Here is a 12,132-nt window from a genome sequence, read left to right on the forward strand (position 1 = left end):
CATACAGTAGAGGCCGTAAGAAACCTCGTACGTCAACTCGACGGCGAGGGAGTAAAACTGGAGTTCTGCTACGAGGCTGGACCCACGGGCTATGGCCTGTATCGATTGCTCCATGCAATGGACGTCTCTTGTACTGTTGTGGCTCCTTCACTCATTCCCAAAAGACAGGGCGATAGGGTAAANACNGACAAGCGGGATGCCTTACGGCTGGCACAACTATTTCGAGCTGGTGAGTTGGTTCCGGTCTTTGTTCCGAGCGAGGAAGACGAGTCTCTTCGGGACTTGGTACGGGCCAGAGAAGACGCCCTCGAGGATAAGCTCCTAACGGCGGCTTTCGCCACAGAAGCGCGACTCCAAAAATCTGCATAACCAATCAGAACGCGGTATAAAGAGGAGCCGCGTATTTGTGCATTTTTATGTTGCGGAAAACACCCCATCAAATAGAAAGAGGGCGGCCCGGCCTTACCCTGGCGGGGCCGCCTCAATTGTTAGGTTCACGGGGAACACTGGGATAGCGGCAGAACGTCGGTTACGGGTAGTTTTCAGCGCACGTTTGTGAAGCACTACTGCATTGATTAGCTTCTCGTGGCTTCCAGGCGTCTCTGCCAGTTGTGGAAATGCACTAAAACTGAAGGTCGGGCTTCTTTGCTTGCGAAGTTATCAATCGAAAGTTTCCGTATATTATGGATGCGATTGATCTGGAAAAGAATTGCATGTACGATGGGCTGGGATAGGAGGATGAGATATGGCCGAACAAGCCGCGGTCGAGATTCGCAACTTAACCAAAGTCATTGGTAAGAAAACCATCGTCGATAACCTTTCCTTGACGATTCCCAAGGGAGAGGTATTCGGTTTCCTGGGGCCGAACGGCGCGGGTAAGACGACGACCATCCGGATGATGGTCGGGTTGATCTCCATCACCAAAGGCCAAGTCCTGATTCATGGCATCGATATCTCGAAGGATTTCACAGCGGCCATGAACCACGTGGGGGCCATCGTTGAGAATCCGGAGATGTACAAATATCTCACGGGCTATCAAAATCTGCAGCACTTTGCCAACATGTCCACCGGGGTGACGCGCCAGCGCATTGACGAAGTGGTCAAACTCGTGGGGTTGGAGCAGCGGATTCACGAGAAAGTGAAGACGTACTCGCTGGGCATGCGTCAGCGTCTAGGCTTGGCGCAGGCGTTGCTGAGGAAGCCAGACGTGCTGATTCTCGATGAGCCCACCAACGGGCTGGATCCCGCCGGAATTCGGGAATTGCGAGATCTCCTGAGGTATCTGGCCAATACCGAAGGAACGGCCGTCATTGTGTCGAGCCACTTGTTGTCTGAGATGGAACTGATGTGCGACCGGGTGGCCATCATTCAGGCAGGCAAGCTGATTGACGTCAAATCTCTCCGAGATATGGTGTCCAACGAAGGAGCGCAGCTCGCCACGGAAATCGAGGTGGACAGGCCAGAGGCGGCCGTTGTCTTGTTGCAGACAAAGCATCCCAACCTCGCAGTGAAACAGAATGGCGACAAGATTGAACTGATGGTGGCGCGGGACCAGATTCCTTCCGTGGTACACAGCCTCGTCATGGGCGACGTCAAAATTTACGCAGTACATAGTGTGAACAAGTCTCTGGAAGATACGTTCCTAGAGATTACGGGGGGGAGCTCCGATGTTGTTATTTAACCTGATTCGGAACGAAAACATAAAAATCTACCGTCGGCTCCGGACCTGGATTCTGGTGGGGATCATCCTCTTAGCCACGGTGCTTGTGGCTGTGGTCATGCATAGCCGTCAACAGGACACACCCAATTGGAAACAAACCTTGATCACGCAAAATCAAGAGATGCAGCAACAGTTGAACCATGGTGCAGGACACATGCCCGCGGCAGCGTTGGATGGCATGAAGCAGTCGATTCAGCTGAATCAGTACTACATTGACCACAACATCAACCCGAATCACACCACGGGTTGGAAGTTCGCCGTTACCGCAGAGAACTTGTCTGGTTTGTTGATGGCGTTCATTGTGGTCATTGCCGGCGACATTGTGGCGAGCGAGTTCAGTACAGGCACCATCAAGATGCTGCTCACACAGACCGCAACGAGAGCACAAATCCTATTGTCCAAATACCTGGCCACCCTGCTGTTCGCGTTGTTTATGACGGCGGTGCTCTTTGTCTTTTCGTTGCTTTGCGGATGGATATTCTTCGGCTTCTCCGAAGCGGGGGAACCCCACATTTACGCGGATGCCAACGGGCATATTCAGCACATGAGTACCGCCTCGTACCTGCTCATGCAATACGGATTCTTATTGATAGACATTGTCATCACAGCTACCATCGCATTCATGATTTCCGCCATTTTCCGCAGCAGTACCCTGGCCATCACCATTTCCATTCTCGCTTACTTTGTGGGCAACACGTTGGTCACGGCGCTCAGCAGTTACTCCTGGGTGAAGTACATACTGTTTGCCAACACGAACTTGTCGCAATACGTGGTGGGTGGACCACACATCAAAGGCATGACCTTGGGATTTTCCGTCACGATGCTGGTGATTTACTTTGTGGTGATGAACGTCTTGTCGTGGCTCATCTTTATGAAGAGAGACGTCGCGTACACATAAGGCGGTCTCGGGATGTCAACGCATCCAGCCCACGAGAAAGCCGAGGACATGTTCCTCGGCTTTTTACCTCATCTTAGTGGCAACAGCCACACGCATCTTCCTTTCCCCGCGCCTCCTGAACGGCTTCCCAGCCTTCTTTGACCACAAAATAAACGAGTGCAAGTGACGCAATGGAATCAATCCACCACCAGCCGAGAATGGCATTGAAAACCGCACCCGCAAGAACTGTCCAAGCCATGTACGCACAAACGATGCTGCAGGCACCGTCCGCCCGAAGGGCTGAACTGCCGATTTCAGAGCCAATGTGCTTCTTTGCTCGTGATAAGTACGGCATGATAATCCCTGACGCAACCGCTAATCCAATGCCCAAATACGTCGATTCCGCTCCTTGATGCGACACTAATTTATCAATGGATGCCACCAGGATGTACACCGCGAGCAATAGTAGCGCAATGCCAACCACCCAGGAAGATGTTTTTTCGGCTCGTTTTACCCGAGCCAAACTTGCCCCTTGTGCTTCCACGGTTAATCGCCACAACAGGACCCCGCCCGCGATGAGTTCAATGATGCTGTCTGCCCCGAACGCGACCAACGAAAGCGAATGGGCGATGATGCCGGAACCTATGGCAACCGCCCCCTCAATGACCATCCAAAGGAGAGAAACGATTTCAATGCGAACGCCCTTTTTTACAGATCTTGCGTGCGTGGCAGTGGACACCTTATTCATCCCTTCCCTGTGCATGTGTTACGTGATCCAGCGCCATCTGTAACAATCCAATGATGTGGGCATCGTCACAGGTGTAATACATCGTATTTCCTTCTCGCCTGAACTTCACAATCCGAAGAGCTTTTAGATATCGCAATTGATGAGATACCGCCGACTGCGTCATACCGAGGATTTCTGCTAAATCGCATACACACAGTTCGCGACGTGACAAGTTGTACAGGATTCGTATCCGTGTAGGATCAGCGAGAGCTTTAAAGGATTCGGACAACTGTTCCACAACGGACAGCTCTAGCTGTTCCACACTTTCAATGGCTTCCTGATGAACCACGTTGCAACAAGTCTCTTGATTGACATCAATCATAACGTCACCTCCTATATGAACAATTACTCATATACTCATTATATACACGACAGAACAAAATCGTCCCGCATTTCCTTTCTATCTTCAAACGTGTACGAGCATCACTGGAGCATTGGGCACTTGTCATTTATAATATGCCTAACTGAATCGGTGATGGAGCTCACCGTAAACCGCCCGTAAGGGATGATGGCTCCTGCAAGGAACTGTGGTATCACACGGTGATTTGCAGGAGCCTTTTTGTTTTTTCGAAATCGACGGAGAGGAGAGAGACGATGAACGTTGTTGCGATTTTTCTTGGAGGTATCCTCGGTGGTATTTTACGCTATCTTGTAGGGTTTGCCATCCCTGCGCCCGACGGTTTTCCTCTGGACATTCTCATCATCAACCTAGTGGGCTCGTTTGCGCTCGGTGCGCTGTACGGCATGGCCGCGCGCACCAAAATGAAACCTTGGTTGCGTGACGGTATAGGGACTGGCTTTATCGGTTCATTTACGACCTTTTCGACGTTCTGCTTCGGTACGATTAAGCTAGCCCAATCTCATGCATGGATGGCACTGATCTATGTGGTGGCCAGTCTCAGCTGTGGACCGCTACTCGCTTATGTGGGGAATGGTACGGCGCTATGGATTGGCACCCGCAGGGAAACTCAAGTCGGGGAGGTTTCTGCATGAGCATGCTTCTTCCCGTCCTTGTTGGTGTGGGTTCTGCCGTTGGGGCTGTCGCACGATATGGAGTCAGTTGCTGGGTTGCCAAAGTGAACTCATCGATATTCCCTTGGGGAACTTGGCTCATCAACATGGTTGGAACCGCCCTGTTCGGGTTGTTTACCTTCCGTTTTAAGAACACGTCACCCGATTTGATGATGTTGTTCGGGACAGGATTCTGTGGTGGTTTTACCACGTTCTCGACCCTATCGGTGGAAACGGTGACGCTGTTTCGAAGCAACCGATTGGTGGGCGTCGTTTATCTGGTGAGCTCCCTTGGCGTCGGATGTATCTTGGCTTGGCTGATGGATGTGTGGATGTGACGCGACGGATTAGTCGCATGTCTATGGAGCATTCCACGGCATCTCCATATCCTACTGTAACCGCTTGATTTCGGTGAAATGGGGGTGCCATCAACATGTATGTCGGGTCCATGATGATGAGCGCTACGATTGCTGCCAGTGCCAATATGGGCAACATGGGGATTGGTGTCAAAGGACATCGTTTGCCACTGATGTTTTGCTTTGTTATCGCTGCCTTATCCATGACCACGTGTCTTCTCGGTGGCTTCAGCGCTCTACACATTGAACATATGATGTCACCCAGACTTTGTAGCTTCTTTGGTTCTGGCGTGCTCGTTACCGTCGGTCTTTGGACCATGCTAGAGGCGTTATATCACCAAATTCGCCCGGAAGAAACCACTGGCATGCGATTCGGATTCCATGAAATGATGTTGATGGGACTGGCACAAGCACTCGCTGACTTATCTGTAGGTCTTGGAATCGGATTTTCCCATGTCGCGGTTTGGTTCACGGCCGTCTGTGTTGGTGTGTTCAGCCTACTGTTCTTGCTCATGCCTTCACAGCTCTTCACCCGATGGACCACCAGAATGGGACAACATACCGCGATGGTTTCAGGAACTCTGCTGGTTGTTGCAGGACTGCTCCTCTAGTCCCATCCGTCTGCAAGAATGCTGTGCAAAGATCATGCCAACGGCAGACAGTAGGATGGATCCGAGCGTGACGACCATGCTTTCCACAGCATCCAGCGTGTGTACTGAATACAGGTGAATGGTGTTGAACATCAGCGAAGAAAACGTCGTAAACGAGCCGATAAAACCTGCATTGATGCCAATGACCATCCAAGGTTTGACGCGAATGGCCCGCCACAGGATGGACAGCACACCAAGTGTGACGGCACCCACTGCGTTCAAAATGAGGGTACTCGACCACGTGTCTCCACAGGCAAACCGAATCACACCGCCTAGAAACCCGAACACAAGTACGGATAGGACGTTCATCCGCTTCACCCCTTGTGAAAAGAAAATGGCTCCTGCGAATGATGTTCGCAGGAGCCATTAATCCTTTCGGATGTTCATGGTGAGCTCCATCACCGATTCCATTGTTGCTACAGCGTATGTCGATTTTTACGTCGCGTGACGGGCAGAAGCACAGAACCACGAAATAAGCAGGGCCATCCTCTGTCTGAGAATAGCCCCTTTTCCGATGATACGTTACGCAGTGACGTTGTTAGAGGTGTTGCGCCGCGTTTGATACTGACCGAGCCAGCATTGTTGAAAGTCTTCTTCGGTAAGTTCGAAAACTTCGTCTGCTTCTTTGCGCAATTCCGTTGGTTGACCTGGCGTCAAGACCACTTCCACAATTTTGCCGAGTTTCTTAATCTCCTGAATCGGTGTGATATAGTCTGTGTCGCCACTAAAGATGATGGCTGTGTCATAGCTGTTGGTATATGCACCTATCAAGAGCTGTGTGGCAAGATTTACATCCGTACCCTTTTCGACAGGAATGTAGGTGTTGGGATTGTTGGGGTCAAATGGGACGCCGGGAATTTTGAGCTTCTGAATCCATCCTTGTACAACAGTGAAGCGCGGAATGTGGCTAAGAGCAGCGACGAGGCCTTGCTGTTGCGGATCGTTGACCGTATAGAAGTAAGAGCGCAACAGCTGACGATTGGGGCGTTTGTTCACGACCAAATCACACATTTGCTGGAAGTTGTAACGCGGTGGTTGCTTCAAATAAAACTTGCACGCATGATAAAAGTTGTTGCCGTCAATGAACACCATAACCCTTTCCACAGGATTCCTCCCTTGCGTAGTAAAGAAGGCCAGGCGTACCTGACCTCCCGACATTAGATATGTAGTTAATGAAGCCGTAGCAACATTAACGCCGATATATTCATCACCGACCCGCCGGACGGTGAATATCGTTGCTGAAAATATATTATGCAATCGGATAGAAAAATGCAATACCTTGTCGAAAAAAGGCGATTCCGCGCACGGTTGCGCGCTGGCGGAAAACTACTAAAGCAGACAGGACCTACCGATTCATATGCGAGGAGACCGTCGTTTTTCTGCGCCGTGGCGCGCAGTTTGCCGGGAGGATTGTCCGGAAGTTGACACATCCACCCCCGCTCATGTCATTGAAAATCTTGTCGAACCCGGTATGATGGAAAAAAGGCCAGGCCAGCCGTGAATGGCTGGCTGTATCACAGGATAGTTTGGACAACATATAAGCAAAATACACCCGTGAACCGCTGGTTCGCGGATGGATTCAGGAGGTACATGCGTGCGATTACTGCGAGCCATTACGTTTCTGGTCCTCGTTGGGATATATGCGTTCATCTCGAGTTCTCTCCTCATTTTTCACGGCCCGTTCGACGGTCTGCGGGAATACGTAATTGACTCCTTCACCACCTCGCGGCACGGATACTTGTTGCGGCCGCTGTCCCTGTTTACGTTGTCCCAAAAAGTCATTGATGCACACGATCCAAACCTGATGAACGGACAAGCCGGCATATCGTCGTTGGCGCAGGCGGAGAGAGATTTCCGAAGCCTCACCGGCGATAACCGAATTGAGCTGCAAACATACAAAGGCAGTACGTACACGGCGAATATAATGCTGATTCACGATCCGCTGCGCGTGAAAGTGGCGGTAACGAAATACCTGGGCAACGTCGGCCAATCGGTGAGCGAGATGGTCCAGGAACAAGGCGCCGTAGCGGGGATTAACGGCGGCGCGTTTAAGGATGTCGGTTGGCAAGGGACCGGCGGTGTTCCGCTCGGCATCACGATTGCGGATGGAAAAGTCGTGGAGTCAACCTCCAGTCAGCAACCGATTATCGGTTTGACGAGGAACGGGGCTTTGATTGCAGGAACCTATACGCTGCCGCAACTGAAGCAGCTGAATGTCGATGAAGCGCTGTCGTTTGGCCCTGTGTTGATTCAAAACGGAAAGAATCTCATCCATGGCACCGGCGGGTGGGGTTACGCACCGCGCACGGCCATCGGCCAACGTGCGGACGGAACCATCATCTTCGTCGTGACCGACGGTCGATTTGTCCATGGCCCTGGCAACGTCGGGGCATCGCTCGCGGACATCGCGCAACTGATGCAGAACTACGGAGCGGTTGTAGCCGCCAACTTGGACGGAGGATCTTCTACAACGATGGTGTACAACGGCAAGTTGGTGAACGACCCGACGGACATCCTCGGCCAACGGAAAGTCGCCACAGCCTGGATTGTCACGCGGTAGGGGGTGCGGTACATGACGAAGAGAAGAAGGCGATTCATTGCAGCGTTGATTTTAGCCTGTACACTCGTGACCATCGGAGAATGGGCGATATTTTCCCACTACGACGCCTTGGTGAGTGGCAGGGAAGTCCAGCCATCCACGGCGCAACCCAAACCGATGGAGACATTCAAGAACATCCACGTGCTGAACGACAACCCGAAGCTGGTGGCCTTGTCTGAGCATGGGCAATTGTTGGCTTATGTCGATCCGCAAAATACCCTCCGCGCGGTCGACACCACCAACGGCAAGGAAGTGTTCAGCAAGGCGCTGAATCACCAGGCGACGGAACTAGACTGGATTGGCGACGACAGCGTGTTTGTCGGAACGCAAATTGACGAAGGGTCTTCCACCACGCTGGTTCTCAATACCATCAACGTCAGCTCTGGAGATGTTCGGACCATTCACGAGTTCCAAGGGTTCTCCAAGTCGGCGAAATTCCAGGCCATCACATATAGCCCGTACACCAACGACGTGTACGTGCTCATCAGCGGCGATACAAACAGCGTAATGTATCATTTCGATACTAACGGCGAAATGCACCAAGTCGCTTTAAGTGGTCGCTATGTGACCAATGCGGCGGTCACGCAAACCACGGACACCTTGTTCTTTCAGGACAAGGCCGAAGGTACAGACAACGTGCTGAAGTACGACAAAGGCACGACCCAATTGCTTCACCGTAACAGCCGGATTCTTCGCGTGCTCAACGACACGCTGTTCTTTAGCGTGTTGGACAGCAGCGGGAACGTCGTCCGCATTGACGAAGAGCACGACGGCGTCACCTCGGTCTTCATGACGCTCGCAAACCCGGCGCCGGCAGACAAAGTGTTTGTGGACGACGACGGCCACGTGATTGTCGTCTCTGGCAACGCCTATACGGACGAGCGGACGAATAAAACGACGTCTTTGCCGCAGTATAATAATCTGTCCATCCGTGACAACGCCATGATCTTTTTTGGCGATGATGGCAAAGTGACCGTCGTATCTTAATTCGTCCAGGAGGGATGAGGCATGCACAAACTCAGCGGGGTTCAGCGTGCCTTCGCCCGCAGGTGTCTTGCTTGCGGATGGTGGTTGGGTGTGGCTGCGCTCCTCATTCAGGCTGGCAGTATGCCACACGCGTTTGCGAGCACGGCAACAACGCGTCTGATTTCGCAAACCAACCACCCTCCGAAGTCCGTGGGCCAACACGTGAATCTGAGCAGGATGTTTCCTGGAGTGGTGTACTACCATGGGCCGGCTTCGCAAAAACAGGTTGCGCTCACGTTTGACGACGGACCGGACATGCGATATACACCGCAGATTCTCGACATTCTCAAAAAGTACCACGTGAAGGCCACGTTTTTCGTGCTTGGATTCCGCGCAAAAGCGCACCCTGACATGGTCCGGCGTATGGTGCGAGAGGGACACACCATCGGGAATCACTCGTGGAATCACTTGGACCAAGTCCGCCTGGCCCCGGATAAAGTCCGTGATCAGGTGGTGCGAGCGGATAAAGTATTGTACCCGCTGGTGGGCTATCACCCAGAACTGTTCCGGCCCCCGTACGGCAAAGCGGACCCAGACACCGTTCGCATCATCTCTGGCATGGGGTACAAAGTGATTGACTGGTCGGTCGACACCCGCGACTGGGCCGGCACCCCTGTCCCCGCCATCTTGTCTCTGGTCCGCAAGGAAGTCCGGCCAGGCGGCATCATTCTTGAACACTGTGCTGGCAACGCCAACGTGGACCTGAGTAACACCGTGCAGGCACTGCCACAGGTGATTCAATACTTGAGAGCGCAAGGCTATCAGTTGGTGACCGTACCGCAGCTGATTGGTACTGAGCGATGAAAAAAGCCCGCCGAAGCGGGCTCCATCATTTTTATTTTGATTCCGATTCGACTTGGAATACCGATGTAACCTGACTTGGATTTATCCAGATTCCCTTGTCAAGTTCCACGACAGCTAATCCAGCGTGAGCCGTACGATTCAGCCTGTCTACTACCTCGTTTGCCTTTCGATTACTGAGTTCTAGCTTCTGGCCGTCTGACAGAAATATTCTTACCATTTCTATCACCCTCCAGATATCTCATTGTACACCACATGGGCTTTCTCTGCATGGCTTTGCACACCATGTAGGTCATCGTCTGGGCTGGTCGTGTGGTTGAAAATAAAAAAACTCGCGAAGCGAGCATGTGACGTACGTTGTCACCCGTGATGGCCACCGCCACCGTCAAATCCACCATCAAAGCCACCGTGATGGTGATGAGCGTGATGGTCTCCGTATTGCGAATGATCTACATGATGGTGATGATGTTTGTGACAGTCAGCATCGATAGGGTCATACACGTTGGTGTTGTCATCGATGCGTCTCTTCCTGCTCCACTGCTGCCTTGTTGCTGTCATAAGACTTACGCCAATCAATACAACAAAAACGACGACAATGACCATACCCATAGAAGTCGCCTCCTTCGATGAGAACAGTATAATCGAAAAAACCTGTCAGTCCGAATGGCTCTGACTGTATCATCCGCCCACTGCACGACACCGCCCCGGTATGGTGGCAGGGCCGGTGGACTCGGCCGATTCACAGGGCCAATGTAATAAAAAGAGCACCGGCCGTAGCCGATACCCTGGGTCATATGCAACAAGGCATCCGCCGCAGCGAGTGCTCTGTCAATATATTCACTTTCATGTCTTAACACACAGGCGTTGTTGTGCAAGTCGTCGTATATCCGCCGTGATGCGGAATAATCAGGAAGAACAGCACGAAGATAATCAAGAACACGACTGCCCAACGGGTGAAACCACCAAACACTCCGCCATCGTACAAGGACCTACACCCCCTTCAACCAGCATGACACATTCTACGTATCCATGAACCGATGCGAAGCGGCGAGTGTCCTGTTTGCTGCTACCGCAAACGGCCGCGCCGAAAACAGACAGAACCCGACAATTTCGTTACATTGATCAGATCAGAGGCAGGTGCTCATCGGAGTGCATTTGCCAACTACGAGAGAACAAGCGTGGACTTCCAAGACGCCTACCTGCCAGCGAAGTCCGTTGAATCAGGAATTGAGATTATGACGTTTGATCAGGACGACAAGAAGTGAGGCGGTACTTATCAATTTCTTTCTTTCAACTTCGGAATCCGAGCCATGACGGCGGACATGGTGAATTGGATGCACGGGATGTGTGGGGATTGCACGACATCGTCGCCAAGGTAGACCTGCTCCAGTTCGAAGTGACCATCTTTCAGTAAGTACTGCTCCAGAAGTTCATTGGCTGGATCTACAATCCACATCTCAGGTACTCCGTAATAGGCGTAGATATCCTGCTTTTTGCCTCTATCCCGGACCGCGGTAGACGGTGACAAGACTTCCACCACCAAGTCCGGTGGTCCTTCAATGCCACGTATGGTAACCATGTTCATCCGGTTGCGATGTACCATGACGATATCCGGCTGCAAAGTGCTGTGTTTGGACAGGATGACGTCCAGCGGCGCGTTCAGGACGAGGTATTCTTCATCACATGCGTACAGAATCTTTTGTAGCTCGGTACTGACCATCTGATGCACGGTAGATGGGGCAGACAGTAGGAGCAATTCACCATCCAAGAGCTCGTAACGTCCGGCTTCCTCAGGGATGGCGGCATAGTCTTCGTACGTGTGACCTTGTTCACGAATCAGCGGTGTCCGCGGCTCGCGTTTCGGCATGATGCTCACCTCTGGCTTCATCGTAAATCACCAGGAACTTCCTGTCCATTTTCTGAAGAGGATAGATTTCACAGTTGTCCGCGATGTAGACATGCCATCCTATTGATACGGACACTTTTTTCGTAATACACTTATTACAACGGAGCGATGTACCTATCGCTGAAACTGAATATGAACCTTCGGGGCAGGGTGAGGCGAACGCCAATTCCCGACCGGTGGTGACGCTGCAAAGCGAAGTCCACGAGCCGCAAGGCAGGAACTGGTGAGATTCCAGTACCGACGGTATAGTCCGGATGGGAGAAGGATACGCATAAACCTAGCGATACTTCGAAAAATCGAAGGAACGCTGGGTTACTGTGCTATGCCCTGAAGAACTGCGATTTGTTCTTCAGGGCATTTTCCTTGATGAAGGTTCAATTCAAAACTCTGTGGGAGAGA

The 12,132-nt window shown here is 51.9% G+C and carries 16 protein-coding genes, 1 pseudogene and 3 riboswitches; of the genes and pseudogenes, 9 read left to right on the forward strand and 8 right to left on the reverse strand.

Going from position 1 to position 12,132, the window contains the following annotated elements; translation table 11 throughout:
* From YWK_RS20225 to YWK_RS0115445, 3 genes and pseudogenes are all read left to right on the forward strand, one after another.
* Positions 1-312, forward strand: a pseudogene (locus YWK_RS20225) (IS110 family transposase); the annotation flags it as partial.
* Between the two features lie 433 nt (positions 313-745).
* Positions 746-1,681 carry an ABC transporter ATP-binding protein gene (locus YWK_RS0115440; RefSeq protein WP_026965507.1) on the forward strand — a complete coding sequence of 312 codons (936 nt, stop codon included), beginning with the start codon at positions 746-748 and terminating at the stop codon, positions 1,679-1,681.
* On the forward strand, positions 1,668-2,618 hold the full coding sequence (locus YWK_RS0115445) for an ABC transporter permease (RefSeq protein ID WP_026965508.1): 951 nt from the start codon (positions 1,668-1,670) through the stop codon (positions 2,616-2,618). The genes YWK_RS0115440 and YWK_RS0115445 overlap by 14 nt, the downstream gene beginning before the upstream one ends.
* 73 nt (positions 2,619-2,691) lie before the next feature.
* Here YWK_RS0115445 and YWK_RS0115450 read toward each other — a convergent pair whose 3' ends face one another.
* Together YWK_RS0115450 and YWK_RS0115455 are read right to left on the reverse strand one after the other, a co-directional pair.
* On the reverse strand, positions 2,692-3,336 hold the full coding sequence (locus YWK_RS0115450; protein ID WP_245578638.1) for a cation diffusion facilitator family transporter: 645 nt from the start codon (positions 3,334-3,336) through the stop codon (positions 2,692-2,694).
* 1 nt (position 3,337) lies between these two features.
* Complete coding sequence (locus YWK_RS0115455; RefSeq protein ID WP_084453766.1) at positions 3,338-3,706, reverse strand: ArsR/SmtB family transcription factor; 369 nt, start codon at positions 3,704-3,706, stop codon at positions 3,338-3,340.
* Between the two features lie 140 nt (positions 3,707-3,846).
* A riboswitch (Fluoride riboswitch) is annotated at positions 3,847-3,909 on the forward strand.
* 69 nt (positions 3,910-3,978) lie between these two features.
* Here YWK_RS0115455 and YWK_RS0115460 point away from each other — a divergent pair.
* The 3 genes from YWK_RS0115460 to YWK_RS0115470 all read left to right on the forward strand — a co-directional run bounded on the left by YWK_RS0115460 (position 3,979) and on the right by YWK_RS0115470 (position 5,362).
* Positions 3,979-4,377: a fluoride efflux transporter FluC gene (locus YWK_RS0115460; protein ID WP_026965511.1), complete on the forward strand. Its 399-nt coding sequence runs from the start codon at positions 3,979-3,981 to the stop codon at positions 4,375-4,377.
* Positions 4,374-4,733, forward strand: coding sequence for a fluoride efflux transporter CrcB (gene crcB, locus YWK_RS0115465; protein WP_051375656.1), 360 nt, complete (start codon positions 4,374-4,376; stop codon positions 4,731-4,733). The genes YWK_RS0115460 and crcB overlap by 4 nt, the downstream gene beginning before the upstream one ends.
* Before the next feature lie 95 nt (positions 4,734-4,828).
* Positions 4,829-5,362 carry a manganese efflux pump gene (locus YWK_RS0115470; protein WP_026965513.1) on the forward strand — a complete coding sequence of 178 codons (534 nt, stop codon included), beginning with the start codon at positions 4,829-4,831 and terminating at the stop codon, positions 5,360-5,362.
* On the opposite strand, the gene YWK_RS0115475 is transcribed toward YWK_RS0115470, so the two are convergent.
* Together YWK_RS0115475 and YWK_RS21165 are read right to left on the reverse strand one after the other, a co-directional pair.
* A complete protein-coding gene (locus YWK_RS0115475; RefSeq protein WP_026965514.1) occupies positions 5,324-5,710 on the reverse strand; it encodes a FluC/FEX family fluoride channel in 387 nt (128 codons plus the stop codon). The genes YWK_RS0115470 and YWK_RS0115475 overlap by 39 nt on opposite strands.
* 41 nt (positions 5,711-5,751) lie before the next feature.
* Positions 5,752-5,813: riboswitch (Fluoride riboswitch) on the reverse strand.
* 110 nt (positions 5,814-5,923) lie between these two features.
* Entirely contained in the window at positions 5,924-6,505 is a 582-nt protein-coding gene (locus tag YWK_RS21165) for a LabA-like NYN domain-containing protein (RefSeq protein WP_051375657.1), read from the reverse strand.
* A gap of 490 nt (positions 6,506-6,995) precedes the next feature.
* Here YWK_RS21165 and YWK_RS0115485 point away from each other — a divergent pair, with 490 nt between their 5' ends.
* The 3 genes from YWK_RS0115485 to YWK_RS20235 are packed head-to-tail and all read left to right on the forward strand — an operon-like array spanning position 6,996 to position 9,830.
* Positions 6,996-7,961 (forward strand): phosphodiester glycosidase family protein, encoded by a 966-nt coding sequence (locus tag YWK_RS0115485; RefSeq protein WP_051375658.1) that lies wholly within the window; start codon positions 6,996-6,998, stop codon positions 7,959-7,961.
* Between the two features lie 12 nt (positions 7,962-7,973).
* The gene (locus YWK_RS0115490) at positions 7,974-8,987 is read left to right on the forward strand and encodes a hypothetical protein (RefSeq protein ID WP_026965516.1); all 1,014 of its coding nucleotides are present in this window, start codon (positions 7,974-7,976) and stop codon (positions 8,985-8,987) included.
* 21 nt (positions 8,988-9,008) lie between these two features.
* Positions 9,009-9,830, forward strand: coding sequence for a polysaccharide deacetylase family protein (locus YWK_RS20235; RefSeq protein ID WP_245578639.1), 822 nt, complete (start codon positions 9,009-9,011; stop codon positions 9,828-9,830).
* A gap of 31 nt (positions 9,831-9,861) precedes the next feature.
* Here the strand turns inward: YWK_RS20235 and YWK_RS0115500 are convergent, their stop codons facing one another.
* The 4 genes from YWK_RS0115500 to YWK_RS0115520 all read right to left on the reverse strand — a co-directional run bounded on the left by YWK_RS0115500 (position 9,862) and on the right by YWK_RS0115520 (position 11,694).
* Positions 9,862-10,047, reverse strand: a complete 186-nt coding sequence (locus tag YWK_RS0115500; RefSeq protein ID WP_026965517.1) for a hypothetical protein — start codon at positions 10,045-10,047, stop codon at positions 9,862-9,864.
* 140 nt (positions 10,048-10,187) lie between these two features.
* Positions 10,188-10,436: a hypothetical protein gene (locus tag YWK_RS0115505; protein WP_026965518.1), complete on the reverse strand. Its 249-nt coding sequence runs from the start codon at positions 10,434-10,436 to the stop codon at positions 10,188-10,190.
* A gap of 241 nt (positions 10,437-10,677) precedes the next feature.
* Positions 10,678-10,812, reverse strand: a complete 135-nt coding sequence (locus YWK_RS22720; RefSeq protein WP_281172262.1) for a hypothetical protein — start codon at positions 10,810-10,812, stop codon at positions 10,678-10,680.
* Positions 10,813-11,103: 291 nt separating this feature from the next.
* Positions 11,104-11,694 carry a Uma2 family endonuclease gene (locus YWK_RS0115520; RefSeq protein ID WP_026965519.1) on the reverse strand — a complete coding sequence of 197 codons (591 nt, stop codon included), beginning with the start codon at positions 11,692-11,694 and terminating at the stop codon, positions 11,104-11,106.
* Between the two features lie 171 nt (positions 11,695-11,865).
* Positions 11,866-12,003, forward strand: a riboswitch (FMN riboswitch).
* The last annotated feature ends 129 nt before the right edge of the window (positions 12,004-12,132 follow it).

Origin of the sequence: Alicyclobacillus pomorum DSM 14955 (assembly GCF_000472905.1) — a bacterium.
GTDB classification, from domain to species: Bacteria; Bacillota; Bacilli; order Alicyclobacillales; family Alicyclobacillaceae; genus Alicyclobacillus_A; species Alicyclobacillus_A pomorum.